This window comes from Paraburkholderia fungorum, from assembly GCF_046026025.1.
Lineage (GTDB): Bacteria > Pseudomonadota > Gammaproteobacteria > Burkholderiales > Burkholderiaceae > Paraburkholderia > Paraburkholderia fungorum_E.
In genome coordinates, this window is sequence record NZ_JAQQFL010000015.1 from 87,269 (window position 1) to 113,063 (window position 25,795).

Consider the following 25,795-nt stretch of genomic DNA (forward strand, 5'->3'; position numbering starts at 1 on the left):
CCGTTGAGGGATCAGAAAGTTTCCCAGTCCGCTTTCGCCGCATCGGCTACGAGTGCTGGAGATTTGTCAGCCGCGATGGTTGGAGCAAGCTTCGGTCGGGTCGGCTCAACGCGACGCGCGGCGGCAATCGTGGAAGCCGGCAAGCGAGGCTTGTTGTGCGGAATCGCCATGTGTGCCGTGGATTGCGCCGTATCGGCGAGCTTGAACACGGAGACGGCTTCCTTCAGCCGGGTCGCCTGTTCTTCAAGCGACTGCGCCGCTGCTGCCGCCTCCTCAACCAGGGCCGCATTCTGCTGGGTCACTTCGTCCATCTGGCCCACGGCCTGATTCACCTGCTCGATGCCACGGCTCTGTTCTTCAGACGCGGCAGCAATCTCACCGACGATGTCGGAGACCTGCTTGATGGCCTGCTTGACCTGCCCCATGGTCGCGCTGACTTCGGTTGCCTGCTGCGCGCCGTCGTGAATCATGGTGACCGACGAGCTGATCAGTTCCTTGATCTCCTTGGCAGCGGCAGCAGAGCGCTGGGCCAGACTGCGCACCTCGCTCGCCACCACGGCAAAGCCTCGCCCCTGTTCGCCCGCGCGAGCGGCTTCGACGGCTGCGTTTAGCGCCAGGATGTTGGTCTGGAAAGCAATGCCTTCAATCACGCTGGTGATTTCGGAAATCTTGCTTGAACTGCTGCTGATCTGGCCGATGGTGCCGACCATGACCTGAACCGAGTCGTTGCCTGAATCGGCCATGTTCGTGGCATTGGTTGCGAGAGCGTTCGCCTGGCGTGCATTGTCGGCGTTCTGCTTCACCGTTTCCGTCAACTGCGTCATGCTGGCCGCGGTTTCCTCGAGCGATGCCGCCTGTTCCTCGGTGCGGGCTGACAGGTCCAGGTTGCCGCTGGCGATTTCGCGCGACGCGACCGTGACGGAATCGGTCGACGTTTTGATGCCGCGAACCGTATCGGCAAGCCGCCCGTCCATTTTGCCCAGTGCTTCGAGAAGCTGACCGAACTCACCGCGCGAATCGACGACGACGCGATTTTCAAGCTTGCCGTCTGCGATGTGGTTCGCCAGATCGACGGCCTTGTTGAGCGGCTGCGAGATCGCACGCAGCAGGTAAGCCGACATGCCGACAGCAACCACAATGCCGGCGAAAAGAAAGGCGATGCTGATCCAGAGAGTTGTCCTGAACGTCGCGTCACTGTCGACAACAAACTGCTGGGCCTGAGCCAGATTTAGCGCTGCGTCTTCGTTTAGCGCCGCTGCCAGGGTATCACCGACCACATTTGTCTTGTCGATGAACGGGGTGGCCGCGTCGTAGTTGCCGGAACCGAACGCAAGCACCGCCTGGTCGACTGTCGCGAGCGTTTCCTGCAGGGCATTCTTGATCCTGTCCGCGATTTCGCGCTCCTTGTCACTGGAAACGCCGCTTGGATAGTAGTGGTTCCATGCTTTGTTGAGGCTCGCCTCGTCACTGCGGATTTTTTCAATCGCCGCGCTCGTTTTTCCCTGGTCGCGATACACCTGGATTCGTCTCAACTGAAGGCGAATATCTGCACTAGCCTGGCGTACTTCCGACAAATCGGAAATCGGGACCGTGTTGCCGTTGTATCCGTCGGCCACGTTCGCGTTGAGTGTCGAGAGCTTCAGTATTCCAAACAGGCCGATCGCGGCCATGAGTATCACGCACACCCCAAACGCGAGAATGATCTTGAACCTGATTGTTTGTAAGAAGTTATCCATCTCGCGCTCGTTGAAAAGTAGTGCCGGGGTTGGGCTGGGTGAAACCCAAAGGGAGAGTGCCGATATCGCTGGCGACGTATGCGTATACGGCAAAGCGCTTCGATTTCTTCAGTAAAACCGCGTATGGATTTCTTGAAGATGGGGCAGGGAGTGTAAATGTAAGGAAGCCGGGGATTGGATGTAATGATCTGATGGAACGAGCGCAATGTCATGGCGTCCGCCTTCTCGCCCATCACGTGAGTACGCCTCCGTACTCTGGCGGGTGTGATCCTCAGTGCTTCAGGGCGGGGGAGAGGTGAAGAAGTGAACTCCCCGCACCAGTGTGTCTACGGCTGTCGAGGCGTTTGCGGAGCGAAGCCCGAAGAAACGGTGTTCGAGGCATTCAGTACGCCGTCCGGTCCGAACTCGAAGCTGATCGTAGAGGTAGGGGCGGCATTGTTACCGCCCATTGGATTCATGTTTGAAATGAATAGCGCCGAGAACGGCCGTGATTCGGTGGACGCATAAACCAGGAACGTCGATCCATTTGGCAGCGTGGAGGCTGACGATGGCGTACCCAGTCTGGCAAGCACCTGCTGCTTTGTCGTCACGCCGGGCCTGAAGTCCGATACATCCTCGGGTTTGATCCCGGTCACTGTCGAGGCGCAGCCGACCAGAAAGCACGCGCATACGATCGACAGGGTCATCGTGGTTCGCAAGCCTTTCATACCATCTCTCCTTCACCGAATATCTGGTTCAATCTGATGCCCATTACAGAGCGAGTGAGCGCGCAAAGCCCGCCCGTCACGCTCGACGTGTGCCCTTCGCATAGTGGGGTGGCGCGTTACCCTTGCCAATCCGGGCCTGATGCTAGCATGACGAACTGCCCGGACGGTTCAATTTTTGTTCTCAGCCTCGGAACCGTATCAGGCTTGCCGTCCGCGAGCGGGACTCACTCCGTGTTTCATGCAGCATGCAAGGGTGCCGGTGTGGGAGCCGGCCATCGCGAGGACATCCCCGTCGGCGCACGTTCTTTCAGTAGAACAAACAGTGTCCGTCCATGACCAGCCGATCACTCGATCAATTGCTTTGAGAGAAAAAACGCCTTTGTATGCTTATACGAATCGTGGCACGATGGTTTTTTGACACGGTGTGATTCTGGGCGATCCGCGGCAGTAAGGGCATATCGCTCATGCGTCGAAACTATCTATGCAACGCAGGCGTTTTGTATTGGCTGCACTGAGTGCGGCAGGCGTGACGCTTCGTGCGCATGCGGCTCCTGCTGACCGATTTGAAATCGTTTACCCACATTACCAGCCCGAAGACCGGGCACGTGCGGTCTTCCCGCTGGCGGTGCTCGATCTCGCCATGAAAGCGGCCGGTGCCGAATACGTGGCGCGGCAGGCCGACGTCCTGATGGAACGGGGACGTGCGCTGACAGAACTGGCCGGCCGCGGCGATGCCATCAATCTGCTTTGGACCAGCACGGACTCAGCGGCAGAACGAGGCTTGCCCGTGGTACGGATTCCGATCAATCGCGGCCTGATCGGCTACCGGATATTTGTCATACGAAAAGATCGCCAGGCGGACTTCGACCGGATTCAGAGCCTGTCCGATCTGAAGTCCTTGACGGGTGGCCAGGGGCTTGGCTGGGTCGATACGGAGATCATGAGAGCCGCGCGCCTGAGCATCAACACGGTTCCCTATGAAACGGTGTTCGACATGATCCAGGGCGGCCGGCTCGATTATTTTCCGCGCGGCGTGGTTGAGGCTTTCGCGGAACTGGACGAACCGCGGCACCGCGAGCGGAACCTGGTCGTCGAGAAGCGCCTGCTTCTGAAATACCGGTCGGACTTCATCTTCTATGTCGCCGCCGAGCAGGAAAACCTGGCCCGGACCATCAATAGCGGGCTGCTAAAAGCTTATCTCGACGGCTCGTATATGAAGCTGTTCAACACCCACCCCTACATTCAGGACGCGCTGTCCCGCGCCGATCTCGCGAATCGCAAGGTGTTCCTTCTCGACAATCCGTATCTTTCCGAAGGGGATCGCCAGATTCCGGACAAGTACTGGATGAGCTGATACGCGTGCGTGTTCGTCCGGCATCCTTGCGGTGGTGACGACTGGCTTGCCGGGGCGGGCCGGCCAACCTGCGCCGGCATTCAGGATTTCCTGACAGCATATTCAGCAGACCGGAAGTGCATTTTTCCGGGCTTCCTGACTGCGTAGCGCGGCCGGCCTACCTAGGATGAATTATCGTCGTCTTTGTCAACGGGCTCGTGATGAGCGGTCATTCAGAAAACCACGAACACGTGTTTGAACGCCTGAACACAGCGTGTCAGCACCTGTTCGAGACGTGGTGTGAAAGCAGAAGCGTCGTCCCGCTCGGCTACCTGTTACATAGCTGGCCGTTGCCGGATAAGGGGCATGCATCCGTGAAGCGGTTGGCGGACGGAATGCGCGAACTGGGCAGATCGGATCCCGACGCACTCGGCGGTCGCATCTGGCCGATCCTGTGCGAGCTGGTTTCATGTATCGATGAAATTGTGCTGTATCCCCGGATCTATCTACAGAAGGCCGTAGCCGATGAACCGCCTGTGGTGCGGGTCCTGTACGGGAAATGAACGCTCATCTTCAGATGAGTCAGGGCGCGTTCCACTCCGTGTGAGCGCCGGTCGGGCCCGGGAAAACCCCGAACCGGCTAACAATCAACTGGCCAGGCAGGCGCAAACATCGAATCGCCACCCTGCCGACGCGACGGCCGACGTGTCAGTATTTCGCTGCGGCAACGAGTGCAGAATAGACGAAACTAGAACCGTAGCACTCGCGGGGATGTATGAAGCACAATCTGTTCGACACATGGTGGAGTTTGATTAACCGCTTCCGGGGTAGCCTCGTGTTGCGGCTGCTCGTGACGGTGTTGCTCGTCAGTGGTGTCGTCACCGTGCTGTTGACCGGGTTGCAGCTTTACCGCGACTACCACCGCGGGGTCGAGCAGATTGAAAGTCGCCTGGCGGACATCGATCGCAGCAATCGCGACAGTCTCGCGGAGGCGCTCTGGCGATTGGACCACGCCCAGTTGCAACTGGAACTGAACGGCATTCTGCGTCTCGCCGACATCCGTGCCGTGGAAATTCGCGAGGTGGGGGACAAAGGGCAGTCGGCCTACATGAGCGCCGGTCAGCACTCGGCCGGCCCGGTCGTCGCCCGCACGTTTCCGCTTGTCTACAAAGTACAGGGCAAAGAGCGGCAGATCGGCGAGCTCTACGTCGAGGCGACACTGCTCGATCTGTACCACGAGCTGACCCGAACCGCCGCGATGATTCTGGTCACGCAGGCCGCTAACACCTTCCTCGTCTCGCTGTTCATCGTCTATATTCTGTCCCGTCTCGTGATGCGGCACGTCGCTGCCATTGCGCGCACGGTGGAAGGCTACGATTTCCGTAAGACGCCGCAACCATTCACGCTTCAGCGTCGCAAACCGCGTGATCCGGACGAGCTTGACCGAGTGGCGGCCGCATTCAATACGATGAGCGCGCGCTTGTATTACGCGTATCGCGACGAGCGGGACGCGGCGGCTGAGCGCGAAGCCCGCAATCTGGCGGAAGCGGCCAACCGTGCCAAAGGCGAGTTCCTGGCGAATATGAGTCATGAACTACGCACGCCGCTGAACGGTATTCTTGGCTATGCCCAGATCCTCGCGCGCGATGTCATGCTGAGTGAGCGGCAGCGCGAACGCGTCGAGGCGATCCGTAAAAGCGGCGAACATCTGCTGACACTGATCGAAGACACGCTCGATTTCGCGAGAATCGAAGCGGGCAAGCTGCGGGTCGAAATCTGCGATGTGCGTCTGGCGGGGTTTGTCGATGTGATTCGGGAAATCATCAGCGTGAAGGCCGAGCAGAAGCGTCTTGGCTTCGTCTGTGAAATCACCGTGGATGCGCCCACCGGCGTGCGTGCCGACGAGCGGCGCTTGCGGCAGGTGGTGCTCAACCTGCTTGCAAACGCCGTGAAGTTCACCGATTCTGGTTGTGTCGGCCTGCATATCTCGAGGTCCGGGTCGAACCACGTTCGTTTCGAAGTGCGCGATACCGGGATCGGCATCGGTCCGGATCAACTGAGTGCGATCTTCGAGCCCTTCGAGCAATTGGGCGCGGCCGAGCGGCGGGCCGGCGGGGCCGGCCTCGGTCTGGCCATCAGCCGGGAGTTTGTGGGTGCGATGGGCGGCCAGATCGAGGTCGAAAGCCGTGTTGGGCAGGGCAGTATCTTCCGCTTCGACTTGCCGGCGGCGAACCTGCCGCCGGTGCTGCGCACGGCCCCACCCGCCGCGCCGTGGCCGGATACGTTGCTGGGTTATGAGGGGCCGCGCAGGAAGGTGCTGGTGGTCGATGACGTCGAGATCAATCGCGCGATTGCGGTGGATCTGCTGAGCCGCCTCGGCTTTGCCATGGTCGAAGCGGAAAACGGTCGCGAGGGGTTCGAGAAGGCGCAGCACGAACTCCCCGCACTCATTCTCACGGACATTGTGATGCCCGAAATGAACGGACTGGAGTTGACGCGCAAGCTACGCCGATTGGAGGCCTTTGCACAGGTTCCGATCATTGCCATGTCTGCCAGTCCCTCCGGAATCAACCGGGCTGTGAGCATGGACGCAGGTGTGAACGCATTCCTTTCCAAACCGCTCGATCTCGACGCGTTGCTGATCCAGATCGCCACGTTGCTTGGCGTGACGTGGGTTCACGCGGCGTCGCCACCGTCCGCGCGCGCCAGCATGCCCGAGATAAGTCTGGCGGCGGTGCCTCAGCAACAGATGGAAGAACTGCATCATCTTGCCCGCCTCGGCGACATGCAAGAAATCATTGTCTGGGCCGAGCGAATGGCGGCGCGCGATCCGCGTTATCACGCGTTCACGGCGCCGCTGCGCGCGCTCGCCCGGGGCTACGAGTCGAAAGCCATCCTTCAGTTGGTCGAACGATACTTGAATGTCGAGCCCAAGCCATGAGCGATCCCAACGATACGGACATCGATGCCGGCGAGCGGCCGACGATCCTCATCGCGGACGATACGCCCGCGAATTTTGGGGTGGTTGTCGATAGCCTGACAGAGCGCGGGTTTCGGGTACTCGTTGCACTCGACGGCGAAGAGGCGCTCGAACGGGCGCTGTTTTCGCAACCGGACCTGATCCTGCTCGACGTGAAGATGCCGGGTATCAATGGCTTCGAGACCTGCCGGCGGCTCAAGGCGAATGAACGCACGCGCGATATCGCGGTGATCTTCATGACCTCGTTGACGGGCGGCGACGATATGGTCGAGGGTTTCTCGGCTGGCGGCGTCGATTATGTGGCGAAGCCCGTGCGCGTCAATGAAATGATGGCGCGGATCGAGACGCATCTCGCGCTGCGCGTGATGCACCGGCGGCTTGTCTCGCAGAACCGCCAACTGCTGAAAGAGGTGGCCGTGCGCCAGCAGGCAGAGACCGAATTGTCGCTCGCGCGCGATGTCCTCGAACAGCAGGTCGAGCAGCGCACGAGGCAATTGGCGGAGTCGAACGCGAGGCTTTCCGCCCAGGTCGACGAGCGCCGCCGGGCGGAAGCGAAATTGCAGGCAAGCGAAGCGCGTTTTCGCACGATTGTCGAAACCAGTCCCGTCCCGCTGTGCATTACGTCGATGCCCGAAGGCGTCATTCTGTACGCGAATGAGCCGCTGCGCGAACTGTTCGGCCTCGATGCGCGCGCGGGCATGCTGACCAACATCGTCGATCTCTATGTGGATGCCGACGATCGCGACCGGCTGGTGTCCCATCTTCGCAATGAAGGCAGCTTCAATAACAGCGAAGTCCACATGCGGCGAGCGGACGGTTCGGCATTCTGGGCCATGGCGACCGCGCGCGTGGCGACATTCGACGATGCGCCGGCGATCTACGTCGGCCTGAGCGACATCACGGCGCGCAAGCGTATCGAGCAGGAGTTGTTCGAATCGCGCAATCAGTTGCGCGAATTGTCCGCGTACATGGAGGCGATTCGCGAGGAAGAGCGCAAGCGTATCGCGATGGAAATCCACGATGAACTGGGCCAACTGTTGACCGCCTTGAAGATGGACGTTTCGCTGCTGAAAATGCGTCTCGACCACGATTCCGATGTGATGCGCAAAGCCGACGATATGCGTGAGCTCGTCGAGAAAACGATCTGGATGGTCCGCAATGTCGCGAACCATCTGCGGCCGGTGGCGCTGAACTTCGGGGTCGTGTCGGCGCTGGAGTGGCTGGTCGAAGATTTTGTCCGCCGCAACGGCGTTCCGTGCCAGTTGCATATCAACGGTGGCGAGCCGGTGTTGCCGGAGGCCTGCGCTACCGCCGTGTTTCGCATTGTTCAGGCATCGCTCACCAACGTTGGCCGCCATGCGAATGCGGCGCGCGTCGACGTGACGTTGACCAGCACCGCGGCAACGCTCGACCTCCATGTAAGCGACGACGGCTGCGGTTTCGACCCGGTCGTGGCGCGTACCGGTTATTCGTACGGTCTTCTCGGCATGCAGGAGCGTGCCCGCCTGATCGGCGGGGTGATGACAATCGACAGCGCGCCAGGCATGGGCACCGCCATTTCCATTCACATTCCGCTAACCGGCGGGGATAAAAAATGATCAACGTTCTAATTGCTGACGACCACGCTGTTGTGCGTGGAGGCCTGAAACAGATTATCGCCACGACGACGGACATCGTCGTCGCGGCTGAGGCCGCGCAGGGTTCAGAAGTGCTCGAGCGGCTGCGCGCGAGGAGCTTCGATCTGGTGCTGCTGGACATGACGATGCCCGGCATCAGCGGCGTCGATCTGATCCGGCGTGTACGCGCCGAGCAGCCCGCGTTGCCCATACTCGTGCTGAGTATTCATAACGAGGCGCAGGTCGTTTCGCGCGCGCTGCGAGCCGGCGCAACCGGTTATGTTACGAAGGACAGCGATCCCGACGTGCTGCTCGCGGCGATTCGCAAGCTGGCCGGCGGTGGACGCTTCATCGATCCGAAGCTGGTCGATGCCATGGTCTTCGAGACTCATTCCGGCGATGCGCCGCCACACGAGGTGTTGTCCGACCGTGAATTCCAGGTGTTGCGAATGCTGGCTGCCGGCCAGGCGATCAATGAGATTGCCGATTCGTGCTCGCTCAGTGCCAAGACCATCAGCACTCACAAGATGCGTCTCATGCAGAAGCTCGGCCTCAACAACAACGCCGAACTGATCCGATATGCAATCAGACACGGTTTGGTCAAGGAGTAAGCCGCGCCATTAAGGAAATCCTGAGCCTGGAACCAGCGTTTCCTGAATGCACAATCCATCGCTGCTGACGGAAAAAAATGTCCCGTTACCTCACGATTGGTGTACAGGAACGCGTAGTGCGAGGGACAGAAGCGATGGCGACGAAAAGTTCACTGCGCGGCTTGCGCGAAAAATTGCAGGCGACCGCGGGCGCGATGCCCGCCCGTTTGCTCGCGCTGCATGGTTCGCAGGACGGTGTGACCTGCCGGGTTTGCATTGAAATCAGGCGGCCTGAGGGTCCGGTCGAGCTGTTTTTTTACCGGCACGCCGACGGTACCTGGCACGTATTTCCGCCCGTGGACAACCTGGGCAGGATGGGCTTCGAGCGGCTCGTGGCGTGACCTGACGGGTCCGGACAAGGGAGAAACGTGAATGAGCGCGGAGTACTCGGTGGAATTGTCGGCGCGCGAGACGGAATTGCGTGTGTGGATGAGCGAATGGTATGACCACGCGTTTTTGATCGGCTTCATCCGGCCGCCTTACATACTCGACGACGTGACCGCCTTGAGGCTGGAAGGCTATTTCAGCGTAGGGCTGACGCCCGCGGAGGGTGTCAGCGCGATGTTCGGCAGGGTTCATTGACCGCTCCGGCTCACTGAGGCGTCTACTGCAACTACTGCGTCAGCGGGAAAGCACGGTTTGCCTGTATGCGCCACGCATGGCACGATGAAACACCGTTCAGGCGTGTGCCTGCCCGGGGATGCGCCTATCCGGGCGCACCATCCCGTGTTTAGAAGCCGCTCCATTCATGCATCGCAGGCGTTTTGTACTGGCTGCACTGGGCGCCGCAGGCGTGACGCTTGGCACGCCTGCGGCGCCGGCCGAGCCCTTCAACATCATTTATCCACGCATCCGTCCCGGTGCGGATGTGCATGCTGCGTTTGCACTTGCCGTCCTCGATCTGGCGATGAAAACGGCGAATGCTCCCTATACGGCGCGGCAGACCGACATCGTCATGGAGCGTGGCCGCGCGCTGGCCGAACTGGCGAACGGCAGCAATACGATCAATCTGCACTGGACCAGCATGGAGGCTACGTCTGAACGCGGCCTGAACGTGGTGCGCATTCCGATCCATCGCGGACTGATCGGCTATCGGGTATTCATCATAAGAAAAGACCGGCAACGGGATTTCGACAGAGTCGAGCGTTTTTCGGATCTGAAGGCATTCACGTGTTGTCAGGGACTAGGCTGGATCGATACCGATATCCTGAAGACAGCAGGCCTGAACGTTCAGACGTCGACTTACGAGTCGCTGTTCGAAATGACCCAGAGCGGGCGAGTCGACTACTACCCGAGAGGCGTGGTTGAAGCGTTCGCCGAGCTGGAGGCTCGCCGGCGCCTCGATCCGGATCTGGTGGTGGAGAAGCGGCTGATGCTGAAGTACCGGTCCGATTTTATTTTCTACGTCGCGACGGGCCACGAAGCGCTCGCGCGGACGATTGAGAAGGGCCTCGTGCAGGCGTATCGCGACGGTACTTACATGAAACTGTTCAATTCGCATCCCTACATTCAGAATGCGCTGGCGCTCGCAAGACCTGCGTTGCGCAAGACCTTTCAACTGGACAATCCCTATCTCTCCGAAGCGGACCGCAAAATTCCAGACGAGTACTGGATGCTCTGAGGCGAGTCGTACGGGCGTGCATTTAGTGGACCGCAATGGACCGCGATGCACCGCTTACCCGGATCGGAGTTTTCGCTGCCAGATATCGTTCTCGACTTCGGCGTCGTCGCTGTTGCTACCGAGTGCGTCGTCGATCCAGCGTCGCGCCCATTCGAATGCATACTGCTGCGCCGCCTCGGTGTTCCTGAAGCTCGGGCCAATCAGCCCGGAGCGGGCGATCCGCCGGGCATCCCGCACGATCTCGGCCCATCCGCGGAAGCGGCCGTTGGCTACCGGATCGGCGGCAAGGTAGACAACATAGCCGCGCGGATCGAGTTCGCATCTGCCATTCGACGCAAGGCCCATCCAGGGCGAGACAGCCTGATGGATGCAGCGAGGGCGTGCGACCGGCTCGCGGGTTGGGACGTGTTCAGGCGTGGCAGACGAAGCAGTCGGCAGTTGCCGTGCAATCTGGGTGAACGTATCCATCGTAAGACGTGGCCGCCGTGTGCCCTGCGGTGTCTGCCACGATGCCTGGTCTTTCCAGAACACCTTCCTAAGGCCCTCGTCCCTGGGTTGACGCTCAATGATTCGTGGCGCGGCGTGATGGAGTTCCAGCAGCCCGTTCGGGCCGCAGCGAAAACTGCGTCCGGCGTTCGAGAGGAGCCGGTGCATTTGCGCGAGGGCGCCGGACGAGCGCCATTTCTCGAGGCTTCGCCGGCAGGTCGGCACCGACGGGAAGGTGCCGGGCAACCGGGACCACGGCTCTCCGGTGGTGAGGATCCACAGCACGGCGTTGGCCACCAGCCGAACCCGCGCGCGGGGCCGGCCGCGTTGCCCATGAGCGATGACAGCATCCGCCAGGATGGGCGCCAACTGCCGCCATTCTTCGTCGGTGATTTCGTTGAAATGCACGCTGTCCTCCCCCTACTCGTTGCATTGCGCGGGCCAGGCTTCTCCGCTTGCGCTACGCGGTGCCCATCGCCCACGTTGACAGGGACGACAGCGACGACAGGGCAAGCAGATCCTCGACGCAGTCCGACAGTTCGCAGATATCCTCAAACGAGGCACCCCTGGTGTCGTACAGATCGTGTCGTCTGAGATCGCGCAGCGCGGTGGCGAGACGCCGGAGGGCCTCGGGGTCGCTATTCGTCAGTGGCCAGCCGCTCAGCAGATGCCTCAATGGCACGACGCTTCTGCTTTCGCACCACACGTCGAACAAGTTCAGGCACATCGCGTTGATGTGCTCGACGGAATTCTCGCGCTCGGACAAGTAGGGGAACATGACAGCACCCGGGCAAATGACAATAGATGACGCATTCATGCTATGCGGACAATTGTTCCGGGGCTGTCGGGACATCGAGAAAAAACGGACAGTCGATGCTGAACTTCGGGTCAGGAAATCCTTATGGATTGCCAGGGGTCAGATCTGACAATCACTTTCCGTACTCACTTCGGTCATTCGCTTCCGTCACTCACCACGGCAGCGAGTAAGTCTTCGTATTGGTAAAGCTCTTCATGGCCTCCTGCACGCCTTCCTTGTAACCGAGCCCCGAGTCTTTCACGCCGCCGAACGGTGTGAGTTCGAGCCGGTAGCCGGGCACTTCGCGCACATTCACGCTGCCCACTTCCAGTTCGGTAATGAAGCGCGTGATGTAGTCGAAGCGGTTCGTGCAGACCGACGAAGACAACGCGTAGTCCGTGCAGTTCGACATGCGGATCGCTTCGTCGATGTTGGCAAAGCGCATGATCGGCGACACCGGTCCGAAGGTTTCGTACTTGACGAGCGGCATGTCGGGCGTGACCCGGTCGACCACCGTCGGCGAGTAAAGCGCGCCTTCGCGAACATTGCCCGCAAGCAGACGGGCGCCGCGCGACAAGGCGTCGTTGACCTGGCGTTCGCAGAATTGCGCGGCAGCCTCATCGATCACCGTGCCCATGTCGACCGAGCCGTCCGCCGGATTGCCATACTTCCACGCGAGTGTCTTCTCCACGACCAGATCCGTGAAGCGGTCGGCAACCGCCTCGTGCACCAGCATGCGTTTGATCGCCGTGCAACGCTGGCCTGAATTCTTGTACGAGCCCGATACGGCGAGCGAGCTGGCCTCGTCGAGATCGGCATCTTCCATCACGATGATCGGGTCGTTTCCGCCCAGTTCGAGCACGGCGCGCCGGTAGCCCATGCGCGAGGCGATCGATTTGCCGATCGAAACACCGCCGGTAAACGTGATGAGATCGATGGCGGGGTTCGTGATCAGTTCGTCGGCAATCACGCTCGGGTCGCCCGTCAACACCTGGAGCATCTGCACGGGCAGGCCTGCCTCATAGAGAATGTCGGCAAGCAGATAGCATGACAGCGGCACCTTCTCCGACGGCTTCACAACGATGCGATTGTTCGTTGCAATCGACGGTACGATCTTGTGCGCGACCTGATTCATCGGATGATTGAACGGCGTAATCGCGGAGATCACGCCCAGCAGCGGATCGCGTTGCGTATAGACGCGCCGTTTCTTGCCGTGGGGCGTGAGGTCGCACGAAAAGATCTGACCGTCGTCTTTCAGCACTTCGCCCGCGCCGAACACCAGCACGTCCGCCACGCGGCCGGCTTCGTAGATCGAGTCCTTTTTGCACAAGCCGGCCTCCGCCGTAATGACGGCGGCGATTTCTTCGGTGCGTGCACGCACTGCATCGGCTGCACGACGCAGGATGGCGGCGCGTTCATAGCGGGTCAGCGAAGGACGATACGCGCGCGCGAATTCGAATGCGTGGCGCACGTCTTCAAGCGTCGCTTTCGGCACGGTGCCGACGAGACTGCCGTCGTAAGGGTTGCGCACTTCGATCACTTCGTCGCGAAAGATTTTTTCGCCACCAATGCGTAGCGCTTCATGACGTACCTGCAATTGAGTCTTCAATTCAGCAACAGCATTCATTTCTAGTCCCCGGTCATTGAAGATGGTTGAGTGCGATGTCGATGATGTCGAAATTGCGCAGCCGCGCCCGCTCGCTGACGGATTTCGCGACCGGCTGATTGAACAGCAGCGGCACGATCTGTTCGGACAGGCCGCCATGCGAGCGCAGCGGCACGTCGAGGCCGGACAAATCGTGCTTGATACGGCGCGTGCCGAGCACCACGTCGCGCGTCGAGATCACGATGAGGTCGCCCATACGCGCCGGCGGAAGTTCGAAGCGCGCGCAGCCTTCAGCGCCGGTCAGCACCAGTTCGATACCGGGCTCGGCGGCGAGCCGGCGGCGCATCGTTTCGAGATCGGCTGAGGCAGGCAGATAGACCGTCGCGAACGACCCGAGCGCTCCGTGATGCACCACGTAGGGATCCGTGATCGGCAGGATCACGCGGGCAGCGTCTTCGCCGAGCCACTCGTCGAAGCGCTCCTGCAGATAGATCACGTTGGGCTCGCCATCTTCGTTGTGCTTCGCATTCATGCCGTGATCGGCGGTGAGCGCGACGATCGCACCCAACTCGTCGAGCCGCTGCAGATAGCCGTCCATCATCTGATAGAACGCGTTGGCGCCGGGTGTGCCGGGGGCGCACTTGTGCTGCACGTAATCGGTGGTCGACAGGTACATCAGGTCGATCTCGCGGGTTTCGAGCAGGCGCACGCCGGCCGCGAACACGAACTCGGACAGATCCGCGCTATAGACGCTCGGCACCGGCTTGCCGACCAGTTCGAGCAGGTTGTCGATGCCGTTTTCCTCGAGCGTGGCTTCGTCGGCTTTCTCCGCTGAGAAGCAGACCCCCTTCAGACCTTTGCCGAGCAAGCGGCGCAGTTTGTCTTTTGCGGTGACCACCGCAACGCTCGCACCCTGTTCGGCGAAACCGGCAAGTACGGTCGGGGCGACCAGGTACTTCGGATCGTTCATCAGCACCTCGGTGCCGCTGTCGCGATCGAAAAAGTAGTTGCCGCTAATGCCATGCACGGCCGGCGGCACGCCGGTCACGATCGACAGGTTGTTCGGGTTCGTGAAACTCGGCACCACGCAGTCGCCCTTGAGCGACGTACCGGGACGCAGCAGCTTGCCAATAAAGGGCGCGACCCCGGCTGCTGCCGCCAGTTCCAGATATTCATAGGCGCAGCCGTCCACGCAAACCACGACGACAGGCCTGCGCATCCAGTTGTAGCTGCGGCCGTTCACTTCAATGGAAACCGGTGTTGCGCTCATGACATGTCCTTTTGGGTAGGTAAGCCGGGGAATGGCGATGTGGCATTGTGTGGCAAAGTGAGGCAATACTTGACATTAAAATTGATGCTTTGTAGATTGTCAACAACAGACAACAAATTCAACAAGTCGAACGCAGTCGTCAGCAGAGTTGATTAATAGGGTTGCAACACAGGGTTGCAACACGTTGTGGTCCCGTAGCACCGGTCGTTTTCGTCGCTGGCCGCGACGCCACTTTCTCAAGGGGTCTGGAAATGAAGGAAAAGTCGGGGTTTAAAAGTTGCAGAGGTCGTCTGAATCTGGCGTTGCGCTGTCTGGTGGCTGCCACCGTCACGTTCGGCGCAGTCCAGTTCGCGCAGGCGAAAACACAGTTGCTCGTCTACACGGCGCTCGAAGACGAGGCGATGAAGCCCTATAAAGACGCCTTCGAAAAAGCCAACCCGGATATCGAAATTCGCTGGGTGCGCGATTCGACCGGCGCGGTCACGGCCAAACTGCTGGCCGAAAAGAACAATCCGCGTGCCGACGTGGTGCTCGGGCTCGCGGCATCGAGCCTGACGCTGCTCGATCTGCAGGGCATGCTGATGCCTTACTCGCCGAAGGGTTTCGACAGTCTGACGCGCAAGTACAGCGACGCGAACACGCCGCCGCACTGGGTCGGCATGGACGTTTGGGGCGCGACGGTCTGCTACAACCGCGTCGAAGCGGAGAAGCGTCATCTGCCTAAGCCGACCTCATGGGAAGACCTCACCAAGCCGGTCTACAAAGGCATGATCGTGATGCCGAGTCCGGTGTCGTCCGGCACGGGCTATCTGGATGTGACGTCCTGGCTGCAAACCTTTGGCAAAGACAAGGGCTGGCAGTACATGGACGCGCTGGACAAGAACGTCGCGCAATACGTGCACTCGGGCTCGAAGCCTTGCACGCTGGCGGGCACCGGCGAATTTCCGATCGGTATCTCGTTCGAGTTCCGCGGGCATGAGTTGCAGGCGCAAGGCGCCCCCATCGACCTGATCTTCCCGAAAGAGGGGCTCGGCTGGGACATGGAAGCAACCGGCATCATGAAAACGACCAAACAGCCGGAGGCGGCGAGGAAACTCGCGGACTTCATGGCGAGCAAGGAGGCCAATGAAATCACCGCGCAATGGTGGGCGATCGTTGCGTACCCGGGCGTCGCGAAGAAACTCTCGGGCATCCCCGATAACTATTCAGAACTGCTCGTGAAGAACGATTTCACCTGGTCCGCAAAAAACCGCGACGCAATTCTCGACGACTGGCAAAAGCGCTACGGCAACAAGGAGCAGAAGTAAGGCCCGGTTCAGCCGGGTCTTGACGAGCGCCGGGGCCGCGCGCTACGCGGCCCCCAACAGTGCGACGACGCAGCGGCAGTGCGCTGCGCCATGCAGGCAAGAGAAAAGCGGAGGAGCAGATGACAGCGTATTTGAGCGTGCAGCAGGTCTATAAGCGGTTCAACGACACGCCGGTTCTGGAGGACATCAATCTTGGCGTGAAGAAGGGCGAGATGCTCTGCTTCCTCGGACCGTCGGGATGCGGCAAGACCACCTTGCTGCGCATCATTGCCGGGCTGGAAACACAGAGCGCCGGCCAGATCATGCAGGACGGCCGCGATATTTCGCGGTTGCCGCCGCAGCTTCGCGATTACGGCATCGTGTTTCAGTCGTACGCACTGTTTCCGAATCTGACCATCTTCGACAACGTGGCCTATGGCCTCGTGAATCGCAGGATGAAGCGCGCGGCAATCGCCGATCGTGTGAACGAACTGCTCGCCCTGGTCGGCTTGCCGGATGCGCAGAAGAAGCACCCGAACCAGTTGTCGGGCGGTCAGCAGCAGCGCATCGCGTTGGCGCGCGCACTGGCCACGTCACCGGGTCTGCTGTTGCTCGATGAGCCGCTCTCGGCCCTCGATGCGCGTGTGCGTGTGCGGCTGCGTCAGGAAATCCGCCAGTTGCAGCAGCGCCTCGGCGTGACCACGATCATGGTGACGCACGACCAGGAAGAGGCGCTTTCAATGGCCGACCGGATCGTGGTGATGAATCAAGGCGTGATCGAGCAGATCGGCACGCCGCACGAAATCTATCGCGAGCCGGCGTCGCCGTTCGTTGCGGATTTCATCGGCAAGGTCAATCTGATTCCGGCCGAGGTCGCGCCTGACGGCAGTCTCAAGGCGGGCGCCATCGCGCTGCGCTACGGGTGCGGATCGGAGCGTGCGGTGCTGGGGTCGAAAGTGTCGGCGTTCGTGCGCCCGGAAGACATTCACCTCAGTGCGCCTGGCAGCGAGGCGGACAACCTGCTGCCCGCTTCAGTCGAGAAGCTGGAATTCCTCGGTGCGTTCTGCCGGGTCAGTTTCAAGGTGGACGGGCTCGGCGAGCAGGAGGTCGTCGCCGATCTGTCCTTTCATGACATGCACCGTAACCGTCTGCAGCCGGGGTCGCGCTTCAATCTGGCGATCAATCGCGAACACGTATGCGTCTTCTCCGCCGCGAAGGAGCGACTTCAATGAGCGCCGTTCTGATCGAGCGCCGCAGCGGCGACGAAGCTCACGCCGAGGTGCGCCAGAAGAGCCATTGGCACGACCGGATCGCGCAGTTGGCCCTCCTGCTGATGTCCGCGTTTCTCGGCATGTTCTTGCTGTTGCCGCTGGCGCTCGTGATCGGCAAATGTTTCGTCGACGCGGATGGTCACTTTGTCGGACTCGCCAATTTCACCGGCTATCTGGTGGATTCCGGCGTGTGGACGTCGACACTGCATTCGGTCACGGTGGCCTGCCTGGTGACGGCGATCGTGATTCCGATGGCATTTACGTTTGCGTACGCACTGACGCGCTCCTGCATGCCGATGAAGAACGCCGTTCGCACGGTCGCACTGCTGCCGCTGCTCGCGCCGACGCTGCTGTCCGCGGTGTCGTTCATTTACTGGTTCGGCAACTCGGGCATCCTCAAGCCCTTGCTTCACGGTCATTCGATCTATGGCTTGCCGGGCATCGTATGCAGTCTGGTCTACGCCGCGTTTCCGCATGTGCTGATGATTCTCGTGACCGCGCTGTCGCTGTCCGACGGGCGCTTGTACGAAGCGGCCGATGCGATGGGCACCCGCCGTGCGCGCAAATTCTTCACGATCACGCTGCCGGGCGCGAAGTATGGGCTGATCAGCGCGACCATGGTGTCGTTCACGATCTGCATCAACGACTTCGGCGTGCCGGTCGTGATCGGCGGACCTTATTCGGTGCTCTCCACCGACATCTACAAACTCATCATCGGTTTGCAGGACTTCAACCGCAGCGCGGTAGTCAGCCTGCTGCTGCTCTGTCCCGCACTGGTTGCGTTCGCCGTCGACTTTTTCATTCGCCGCAAACAGCAATCGCAACTCGGCGCGCGTTCGACGCCTTACCAGCCGAAACCCGCGCGTGGTTTCGACATGGCCATGCTCGGCTACTGCGGACTGATCTGCATGCTGCTTGTGGCGGTGGTCGGCATATCGGTGTTCGCTTCGTTCGTGAAGTTCTGGCCGTATCAGATGAGCCTCGGCTTGCAGCACTACAAGATGGGCCTGATTGGCGCAGGGATTTTCGATTCGTACAAAAACAGCCTGAAAATGGCTGCATGCGTGGCGGTCGGCGGCACGATCATCGTGTTCGGCGGCGCGTATCTGGTGGAGAAGACACGCGGGCCGCGCTGGTTGCGCGGTTTCATCAATCTGTGCGCGATCCTGCCGATGGGCGTGCCAGGTCTCGTGCTCGGCATCAGCTACATTTTTCTGTTCAACTCGCCCGCCAATCCTTTGAACGGTCTTTACGGGACGCTCGCGCTGCTCGCGATCGTTACGGTGGTGCACTACTACTCGTCGAGCCAATTGACCGCGGTTACCGCGCTCCGGCAGATCGACAACGAATTCGAAGCCGTCTCGGCTTCGTTGAAAGTGCCTTTCTACAAGACGTTTTTGCGCGTCACCGTGCCTGTGTGTCTGCCGTCGATCCTGCAGATCGCGCGTTATCTGTTTGTCAACGGGATGACGACGGTGTCGGCGGTCGCGTTTCTTTATTCACCCGACACGCAGCCGGCCTCCGTCGCGATTCTTAATCTCGACGACGCCGGCCAGATTGGACCGGCCGCGGCAATGGCCACGCTGGTCCTCGTGACGGCCGCCTTCGCCTGCGTCCTGTTTGCCTGTGTGTCGCATGGCGTATTGCGCAGAACCCAGGCGTGGCGCACGACGCGTCATGGCTGAAAACCATCTTCATCAAGATCTATAAGGAGCTACCGTGAACCTGCCCGCCCAGCCCATTCTGCTCACTCCCGGTCCGCTCACGACCTCAGAACGCACGCGTCAGGCGATGCTGCGCGACTGGGGATCGTGGGACGGCGATTTCAATCAGATCACTGCCCGTATCCGCCAGCAGACGCTGCGCATCGTGCATGGCGAAGACACGCACGAATGCGTACCGTTGCAGGGCAGCGGCACGTTCTCGGTCGAAGCGGCAATCGGCACACTGGTGCCACGCGATGGACATGTGCTGATACCGAACAACGGCGCGTATTGCCAACGCATCGCGAAGATCTGCCGGGCGCTCGGCCGCCGTCATCAGACCCTCGACTACTCCGAAGACACGCAGGTCAAGGCGGCCGACGTCGATCGCGCGCTAGCGGCTGATTCAAGCATCACGCACGTGGCGCTCGTGCATTGCGAAACCGGCGCCGGGGTGCTCAATCCGCTGCATGAGATTGCCGTGGTTGTCGCGCGGCACGGGCGCCGTCTGATCATTGACGCAATGAGTTCATTCGGCGCCATCGACATCGACGCGCGCGAAACGCCATTCGATGCCGTCGTGGCCGCCTCCGGAAAATGTCTTGAAGGCGTGCCGGGAATGGGCTTCGTGATCATTCGACGCAGCACGCTGGAGCAATGCGAGGGCAACAGCCCGTCGCTTGCGATGGATCTGTACGATCAGTGGGTCTACATGAACCGCACGACGCAGTGGCGCTTCACGCCGCCCACTCACGTCGTCGCGGCACTCGATCAGGCGATCGCGCAATACATGGAAGAGGGCGGTCTGGAAGCACGTGGCGCCCGCTATGCGAGCAATTGCCGGGCGTTGATCGAAGGCATGGCCGCACTCGGTTTTCGAACCTTTCTCGACCCGGCGATTCAGGCGCCGATCATCGTCACGTTCCATGCGCCTGACGATCCCAACTACGACTTCAAGACCTTCTATACCGAAGTGAAAAAGCGCGGCTACATCCTGTATCCGGGCAAGCTGACCCAGATGGAAACATTTCGTGTCGGCTGTATCGGGCACTTTGGCGAATCAGGTATTCCCGGCGCAGTTGCCGCGATCGCCGATACGTTGAAGGCGATGGGGATCAAGCGGGTATCGGCGCAAGCGCTGGCCTAGGTTGGCCTGACCCTGTCCACGTGCGAAGGCTTCTTTCTCAGGGGGCGGAAAGAAGCCCTGCTTTTCGCCGCGTGGCGTTAAACCGTTGTATCAATGTGAGCAATTCATGCGTCCGTTCTGGATTGAACAAGCACTCTTCGCCGACGGTTCATTGGCGCCCGCACTGCAAGGCGCGACCACAGCCGATGTCTGCATCGTCGGTGGTGGTTTCACCGGTTTGTGGACCGCCATCCAGGCGAAGCAGAAGAAACCCGATCTCGACATCGTGATCATCGAGAGCGACCTGTGCGGCGCGGGTGCAAGCGGCCGCAACGGTGGCTGCCTGCTGACGTGGTCGACGAAGTTTTTCACGCTGCGGCGTCTGTTTGGCGAAGCCGAAGCAATCCGCCTCGTGAAAGCATCCGAAGCAGCGGTTGGGCAGATTCGCGACTTCTGCGTCGAGCACAATGTCGATGCCGAGCTTCGGCTCGACGGCACGCTCTTCACCGCGACCTCGCGCGCGCAGATCGGTTTGCTCGATCCGGTGATCGCCGCACTGAGCGAGCATGGCATCAACTCGTATCAACATCTCGCGCCCGCCGAAGTGGCGAGCCGTTCCGGTTCGGCGCGCAACCTCGGCGGCGTGTATTCGCCGGTTGCGGCAACGGTTCATCCCGGCAAGCTCGTGCGCGGATTGCGGCGTGTCGCGCTCGAAATGGGCATTCGTATTTACGAGCGCACGCCGATGCTCGATTTCACTTCCGGCGAGCGCGTGAGCGTGCGTACACCGGCCGGCAGCGTGAGCGCACCCAAACTGGTGCTCGCAATCAACGCGTGGATGGCGAGCCGCTTCCGGCAGTTCGAGCGCACGCTTGCGGTTGTCTCCAGCGACATGATCGTCACCGAGAAATGCCCGGAATTACTGCAGCAAATCGGCCTGAAAGATGGCGTGTCGGTGCTCGACTCACGCATCTTTGTTTACTACTATCGCAGCACCGCGGACGGCCGGCTGATGCTCGGCAAGGGCGGCAATACGTTTGCCTGGCGCGGCCGGATCGCGCCCGTGTTCGATCAGCGCTCGCCGTACGAAGCCGATCTGACGCGCAGCCTGCACGATTTCTTCCCGGCCTTGCGCGACGTGCCGGTGACGGCGAGCTGGAACGGTCCGTCGGATCGTTCGGTCACGGGCTTTCCATTTTTCGGCAGACTCGATGACGCGCCGAACGTGCTCTATGGATTCGGTTATTCCGGCAACGGCGTGGGGCCGACCTATATGGGCGGCCAGATCCTGTCTTCGCTGTTGCTCGATCTCGACAACGAATGGACGCGCAGCCCATTGACGAACGGACCGTTGGGTTATTTCCCGCCCGAACCGATCCGCTTCGTGGGTTCGATTACCGTGCGCGACGCGATTCGGCGCAAGGAACGAGCGGAAGACGAAGACCGGCAGCCGTGGCTGGTCGACCGCTTGCTCAGCAAGCTCGCCAATGCCGCGGGGAAGTCGGATAAAGCTTAAGTGACGGCGGCCCCGCAGCGCTGAGCGCGGGGTCGTGCGCGCAACTGTCGGGCTTTGCTTCAGTTGCCGCCGGTATTGCCGGCGGACGCTGCCCAGTGTTCGTGAGCGCGCCGCATTCTCGCGAGGCCATGCGCGACGTGTTCGCGCACGAGCGTGACGGCGCTCTGCGCGTCGCCCTTGGCTAGCGCGTTGACGATTTTCTCGTGTTCCGCGACCGAGGTCGCGAGTGCGCTTTTCTCCGATTCGATTGCGGCCTGACGCAGCAATCCAAGCTGACGAACGAGATGCCGATAGGTTTCGATCAGGTGCTGGTTGCCGACACCCGTCACCATCGCGTCGTGCAATTGCACGTTCAATGCCGTATAGCGCGTGAGATCGTGGTCCTTCTTCGCGGCTTTCATCGACGTGATGATGCCTTTGAGCGTTGCGAGCGTTTCAGGCGTCATCCGGTCGGCGAGTGCGCGGGCGACCGATTCGTCCAGCATGGCGCGGACTTCATATATTTCTTCGGCCTCGCGCAGCGACAGCGCGCGCACGGTGACCCCGCGGTTCTTCTCCGTCTTCAGCAAACCGGCTTGTTCCAGCGCACGGAACGCCTCGCGCAGTGGCCCGCGAGAGACATTCAAGCGCGTGGAGACTTCGACTTCGTTCAACTTCTCTCCCGGAGCGAATTCCCCCGAGACGATGCTGCGTTCGAGCATTTCCTGCACTAGCGTCGCAAGGGAATGCCGTTGCAGCAGTTCGATGGCGCTAGACGTGGTTGACGTGGTCATGATCGGCGATTAGAACAAAGGATTGAACAACAGACGGTCGGCTTCTTTGACCATAGCGTGGCAGCTTGTCTATTGTCAACAATCGTCAATACCGGAGGAATCCATGTCCGCTTCACTGGCCACTCTTACCGCCGACAACGGCATCGTCACCGTACCCACGCAACACACGGTCGAACAGGCGGCCGACGCGCTTGCCTCGCTGATCGAAGCGAAACAGATCACCCTGTTTGCCCGCATCGATTTCGCGGCGGATGCGCAGCGTGCGGGGCTTGCGATGCCGCCGTCGCAGTTGCTGGTGTTCGGTAATCCGCGGGCAGGGACGCCGCTGATGCTGGCCGTGCCGGGCGCGGCGCTCGATCTGCCGCTCAAGGTGCTGGTGTGGCAGGACGGTGACGGACTGGTGTGGCTCTCGTATAACGCAACGAGCTATCTGCAGGCGCGGCATGGCGCGCCTGCAGAGTTGATGAAAGCTATCGACGGCATCGGCGCGCTCGTGCAGGCCGCCGCGGCCGGCTGAGCGTACGCGTCACTCAGCGCCGCGAAGGATGCGCAGGTCGCGCTCGGCGCCGTCGCTCAAGGCGTCGAGCGCTTTCTTGTAGGCGTCGCTTTCATAAGCAGCCACGGCCTCTTCGTAGCTCGGAAACTCGATCACGACGGTCCGTTCCTTCAAGCCTTGCTCACGCACTTCCTCGGCCGCGCCGCGCACGATGAATCTGCCGTTGGCGGCGGCCACTGCGGGTGCTGCCAACTGCGCGTATGCGGCCAGCTTCGACGGGTCCTTGATCGCGCGGTATGCGGTCACCCAATATCCCTTGCTCATCTGAATCTCCTTGTTTGCGGCGTGAAAGTCGTGGTCGCGTTGCAAAGCAACGACGCGGGGATTATGTCACTTCGAGAAACCTCGCACGCAAGCGCCGCGTCTCGCCAGCCCGTTTGCCTCCCTCCGTACCGCTTCTCTTGCAGGCCATCATGGTTTTGATCGATTCAATCGTTTTTGTAATCGAATCGAAAAAAATGCTTGCAAATGACCGATTCGATCACTATATTGACCGAATCGGTCGTTTATATTGAGCGAAACGCTCACGTCAGCAGGCCCCGACCGTCTGCAAATGGCCGTAGCGCCATGGCCTGCCATCAAGAAAAATCACGGAGACACCATTGAAAAAGCGTTCTTTCCAGGTTCTGGCCACATTGGGCGTACTCGGCGCGGCTACGACCGGCGCGCACGCGCAAAGCAGCGTTACCCTGTATGGATTGATCGACACTTCGCTCGTCTATTCGAACAGCCAGAAAGGCCACTCGAACGTCCAGATGTCGAGCGGCACGCTGGCTGGCAGCCGGTGGGGACTGCGTGGTCAGGAAGATCTGGGCGGCGGCCTGAGCGCGCTGTTCGTCCTTGAGAATGGTTTCAGCAGCACGGCCGGCACGCTTGGTCAGAACGGCCGTGAGTTCGGGCGTGCCGCTTATGTGGGTTTGAGCGGCGGTTTCGGCAAGGTGACCGCGGGGCGGCAGAACGACACCTCCGCGGATTTTCTCGGCGCGCTCACGGCGGCGAATCAGTGGGCGGGCGGTCTTGGCGCGCATCCGGGTAATACGGACAACCTCTACGTGAACGAGCGGATCAGCAATAGCGTGAAGTTCACCAGCAACGACTACGCGGGCTTTCGCTTTAGCGGCCTGTTCAGTTTCGGCGGCACGGCGGGCGACTTCTCGACCAATCGCGTCTGGGGGCTCGGCGCGACCTACGCGAACGGCCCGTTCGTGGTCGCGGCCTCGTACGTGAACGCAACCACGCCGAACACCGGACTGTTCGACGGTACCGCCGGCGCGGCGGCGATCTCGCCGAACAACACGCCGATCTATTCCGGCTACGCGTCCGCGCGCACGCTTCAGATCGCGGCAGTGGGCGGTGCCTACACCTTCGGCGCGGCCACGTTCGGGGTGATCTATTCGAATTCGAAGTTCAAGGATCTGGGTTCGGGCGCGGCTGCCGCACCGATCGCGCGTTTTGTCGGCGATACCGCGACCTTCGACAACCTCGAAGCCAATTTCCGCTATCAACTGACGCCGGCCACGCTGCTTGGCGTGGCGTACAACTACACCCGTACGCACGGAGCGGGCGACGCGCACTACAACCAGGTTAACGCCGGCGCCGATTATTTCCTGTCGAAGCGCACCGACGTGTATCTCACCGCCGGCTGGCAAGCGGCGAGCGGGATCGATTCGACGGGGCACGCGGCAACGGCGGCATTGTGGCCGATCACGGCGTCGAGCACCTCGCACCAGCTCGTTGCGGCGGTCGGTTTGCGTCACAAGTTCTGAACGGTTCGGGCAATTTGATCAAACAGGAAGGCTCAGAGGAAAACCTCAAGCCTTCTTTCGTAGAAGTGGAGTCGAGCATGACAGTCTTGTTCAAAGGAATCATTCCCGCCCTCATCACGCCGATGACGGCGTCGGAAGAGGTCGATGAAGCGGGTTTGCGCACACTGATCGAACGCCTGATCGAGGCCGGCGTGCATGCGCTGTTCGTGCTCGGCACCAATGGCGAATTCATCGCCTTGAACGAAGCGGAGAAGCTGCGGATCGCGAAGATCGCGGTCGACCAGGCGCGCTCGCGCGTGCCGGTGATTGCCGGCACCGGCGCGTATGCCACGCGTGACGTGATCGATCTGAACAGCAAGATGCTCGACGTGGGCGTGGATGCGGTATCGGTGATCACGCCGTATTTCAACGGCGCGACGCAGCAGGAACTGTTCACGCACTATGAGCGGATTGCGCACGCCACCACGCTGCCGGTGATGCTCTACACGATTCCCGCGAAGGCCGGCGTCACGTTGACTGTCGACACGGTACGCCGCCTCGCTGAGATTCCCAACATTCGCGGCATCAAGGACAGTGGCGGCGACTTCGATCGTCTGTTGCAACTGATCAATCTGCGCCGCGACGACTTCGCGGTGTTCACCGGCACCGACTCGATGATTCTGTGGACGCTGATCGCGGGCGGCGACGGCGCGGTGGCCGCCACCACGAACGCGGTGCCGGGTGTCGTCACGTCGATCTGGAAGCACTTTCAGGCCGGCGATATCGCGGCCGCACGCAAGGCCCAGGAATCGCTGCGCGCGCTGCGCGACGCCTTCGCGCTCGGCACCATGCCGGTGGTGCTGAAGACCGCGGCGGAAATGCTCGGCATGCCGGCGGGTCCGGCGCGTTCACCCGCCCAGCCGCTCGATGCCAACGCGCGCGCCCGTCTTGAACAGGCGCTCGCGGTGTACCGCGACGCCTCACGTTGAAGCACCTTGCTGCGCATCGGCCACGCCAC

The 25,795-nt window shown here is 60.9% G+C and carries 24 protein-coding genes; 16 read left to right on the top strand and 8 right to left on the bottom strand.

Features of this window, described 5'->3' with window-relative positions; genetic code table 11:
• Nucleotides 1-11: 11 nt before the first annotated feature.
• Nucleotides 12-1,736: a methyl-accepting chemotaxis protein gene (locus PQR67_RS18130; protein ID WP_408461933.1), complete on the bottom strand. Its 1,725-nt coding sequence runs from the start codon at nt 1,734-1,736 to the stop codon at nt 12-14.
• Nucleotides 1,737-2,062: 326 nt separating this feature from the next.
• The gene (bamE, locus tag PQR67_RS18135; RefSeq protein WP_408461936.1) at nt 2,063-2,443 is read right to left on the bottom strand and encodes an outer membrane protein assembly factor BamE domain-containing protein; all 381 of its coding nucleotides are present in this window, start codon (nt 2,441-2,443) and stop codon (nt 2,063-2,065) included.
• Nucleotides 2,444-2,945: 502 nt separating this feature from the next.
• On the opposite strand from bamE, the gene PQR67_RS18140 reads away from it, so the two are divergent.
• The 8 genes from PQR67_RS18140 (at nt 2,946) to PQR67_RS18175 (ending at nt 10,643) form a co-directional block, all read left to right on the top strand.
• The gene (locus PQR67_RS18140) at nt 2,946-3,797 is read left to right on the top strand and encodes a transporter substrate-binding domain-containing protein (protein WP_408461939.1); all 852 of its coding nucleotides are present in this window, start codon (nt 2,946-2,948) and stop codon (nt 3,795-3,797) included.
• Between the two features lie 200 nt (nt 3,798-3,997).
• Complete coding sequence (locus PQR67_RS18145) at nt 3,998-4,339, top strand: hypothetical protein (protein ID WP_408461942.1); 342 nt, start codon at nt 3,998-4,000, stop codon at nt 4,337-4,339.
• A 212-nt stretch (nt 4,340-4,551) separates the two neighbouring features.
• Nucleotides 4,552-6,717 carry an ATP-binding protein gene (locus PQR67_RS18150; protein ID WP_408461945.1) on the top strand — a complete coding sequence of 722 codons (2,166 nt, stop codon included), beginning with the start codon at nt 4,552-4,554 and terminating at the stop codon, nt 6,715-6,717.
• Nucleotides 6,714-8,354 (top strand): response regulator, encoded by a 1,641-nt coding sequence (locus PQR67_RS18155; RefSeq protein WP_408461948.1) that lies wholly within the window; start codon nt 6,714-6,716, stop codon nt 8,352-8,354. The genes PQR67_RS18150 and PQR67_RS18155 overlap by 4 nt, the downstream gene beginning before the upstream one ends.
• Nucleotides 8,351-8,983 (top strand): response regulator, encoded by a 633-nt coding sequence (locus PQR67_RS18160; RefSeq protein WP_408461950.1) that lies wholly within the window; start codon nt 8,351-8,353, stop codon nt 8,981-8,983. Before PQR67_RS18155 ends, PQR67_RS18160 begins: the two co-directional genes overlap by 4 nt.
• A 134-nt stretch (nt 8,984-9,117) precedes the next feature.
• Nucleotides 9,118-9,363, top strand: coding sequence for a hypothetical protein (locus tag PQR67_RS18165; RefSeq protein ID WP_408461953.1), 246 nt, complete (start codon nt 9,118-9,120; stop codon nt 9,361-9,363).
• A gap of 31 nt (nt 9,364-9,394) precedes the next feature.
• Nucleotides 9,395-9,604 (top strand): hypothetical protein, encoded by a 210-nt coding sequence (locus PQR67_RS18170; RefSeq protein ID WP_408461956.1) that lies wholly within the window; start codon nt 9,395-9,397, stop codon nt 9,602-9,604.
• 166 nt (nt 9,605-9,770) lie between these two features.
• A complete protein-coding gene (locus PQR67_RS18175) occupies nt 9,771-10,643 on the top strand; it encodes a transporter substrate-binding domain-containing protein (protein WP_408461958.1) in 873 nt (290 codons plus the stop codon).
• Between the two features lie 54 nt (nt 10,644-10,697).
• Here PQR67_RS18175 and PQR67_RS18180 read toward each other — a convergent pair whose 3' ends face one another.
• From PQR67_RS18180 to phnA, 4 genes are all read right to left on the bottom strand, one after another.
• Complete coding sequence (locus tag PQR67_RS18180; protein WP_408461960.1) at nt 10,698-11,537, bottom strand: DUF6566 family protein; 840 nt, start codon at nt 11,535-11,537, stop codon at nt 10,698-10,700.
• 52 nt (nt 11,538-11,589) lie between these two features.
• Nucleotides 11,590-11,907 (bottom strand): hypothetical protein, encoded by a 318-nt coding sequence (locus tag PQR67_RS18185; RefSeq protein WP_408461963.1) that lies wholly within the window; start codon nt 11,905-11,907, stop codon nt 11,590-11,592.
• 190 nt (nt 11,908-12,097) lie between these two features.
• Nucleotides 12,098-13,552 (bottom strand): phosphonoacetaldehyde dehydrogenase, encoded by a 1,455-nt coding sequence (phnY, locus tag PQR67_RS18190; protein WP_408461965.1) that lies wholly within the window; start codon nt 13,550-13,552, stop codon nt 12,098-12,100.
• A 13-nt stretch (nt 13,553-13,565) separates the two neighbouring features.
• Nucleotides 13,566-14,801 carry a phosphonoacetate hydrolase gene (gene phnA / locus PQR67_RS18195; protein ID WP_408461968.1) on the bottom strand — a complete coding sequence of 412 codons (1,236 nt, stop codon included), beginning with the start codon at nt 14,799-14,801 and terminating at the stop codon, nt 13,566-13,568.
• Nucleotides 14,802-15,052: 251 nt separating this feature from the next.
• On the opposite strand from phnA, the gene PQR67_RS18200 reads away from it, so the two are divergent.
• The 5 genes from PQR67_RS18200 (at nt 15,053) to PQR67_RS18220 (ending at nt 21,703) form a co-directional block, all read left to right on the top strand.
• A complete protein-coding gene (locus tag PQR67_RS18200; RefSeq protein WP_408461971.1) occupies nt 15,053-16,108 on the top strand; it encodes a putative 2-aminoethylphosphonate ABC transporter substrate-binding protein in 1,056 nt (351 codons plus the stop codon).
• A gap of 119 nt (nt 16,109-16,227) precedes the next feature.
• On the top strand, nt 16,228-17,319 hold the full coding sequence (locus PQR67_RS18205; RefSeq protein ID WP_408461974.1) for a putative 2-aminoethylphosphonate ABC transporter ATP-binding protein: 1,092 nt from the start codon (nt 16,228-16,230) through the stop codon (nt 17,317-17,319).
• On the top strand, nt 17,316-19,043 hold the full coding sequence (locus tag PQR67_RS18210) for a putative 2-aminoethylphosphonate ABC transporter permease subunit (protein WP_408461976.1): 1,728 nt from the start codon (nt 17,316-17,318) through the stop codon (nt 19,041-19,043). The genes PQR67_RS18205 and PQR67_RS18210 overlap by 4 nt, the downstream gene beginning before the upstream one ends.
• 34 nt (nt 19,044-19,077) lie before the next feature.
• A complete protein-coding gene (locus PQR67_RS18215) occupies nt 19,078-20,208 on the top strand; it encodes a 2-aminoethylphosphonate--pyruvate transaminase (RefSeq protein WP_408461979.1) in 1,131 nt (376 codons plus the stop codon).
• A gap of 106 nt (nt 20,209-20,314) precedes the next feature.
• Complete coding sequence (locus PQR67_RS18220; protein ID WP_408461981.1) at nt 20,315-21,703, top strand: FAD-dependent oxidoreductase; 1,389 nt, start codon at nt 20,315-20,317, stop codon at nt 21,701-21,703.
• A 59-nt stretch (nt 21,704-21,762) separates the two neighbouring features.
• Here PQR67_RS18220 and PQR67_RS18225 read toward each other — a convergent pair whose 3' ends face one another.
• Nucleotides 21,763-22,476 carry a phosphonate utilization associated transcriptional regulator gene (locus tag PQR67_RS18225; protein ID WP_408461984.1) on the bottom strand — a complete coding sequence of 238 codons (714 nt, stop codon included), beginning with the start codon at nt 22,474-22,476 and terminating at the stop codon, nt 21,763-21,765.
• A gap of 103 nt (nt 22,477-22,579) precedes the next feature.
• Between PQR67_RS18225 and PQR67_RS18230 the strand changes: the two genes are divergently transcribed.
• The gene (locus tag PQR67_RS18230; RefSeq protein ID WP_408461987.1) at nt 22,580-22,993 is read left to right on the top strand and encodes a DUF302 domain-containing protein; all 414 of its coding nucleotides are present in this window, start codon (nt 22,580-22,582) and stop codon (nt 22,991-22,993) included.
• Nucleotides 22,994-23,002: 9 nt separating this feature from the next.
• Here the strand turns inward: PQR67_RS18230 and PQR67_RS18235 are convergent, their stop codons facing one another.
• Nucleotides 23,003-23,296 carry a DUF1330 domain-containing protein gene (locus tag PQR67_RS18235; protein WP_408461990.1) on the bottom strand — a complete coding sequence of 98 codons (294 nt, stop codon included), beginning with the start codon at nt 23,294-23,296 and terminating at the stop codon, nt 23,003-23,005.
• 338 nt (nt 23,297-23,634) lie between these two features.
• On the opposite strand from PQR67_RS18235, the gene PQR67_RS18240 reads away from it, so the two are divergent.
• Both PQR67_RS18240 and dapA read left to right on the top strand, forming a co-directional pair.
• Complete coding sequence (locus PQR67_RS18240) at nt 23,635-24,798, top strand: porin (protein ID WP_408461993.1); 1,164 nt, start codon at nt 23,635-23,637, stop codon at nt 24,796-24,798.
• A 77-nt stretch (nt 24,799-24,875) separates the two neighbouring features.
• Nucleotides 24,876-25,766 (top strand): 4-hydroxy-tetrahydrodipicolinate synthase, encoded by an 891-nt coding sequence (gene dapA / locus PQR67_RS18245; RefSeq protein WP_408461996.1) that lies wholly within the window; start codon nt 24,876-24,878, stop codon nt 25,764-25,766.
• The last annotated feature ends 29 nt before the right edge of the window (nt 25,767-25,795 follow it).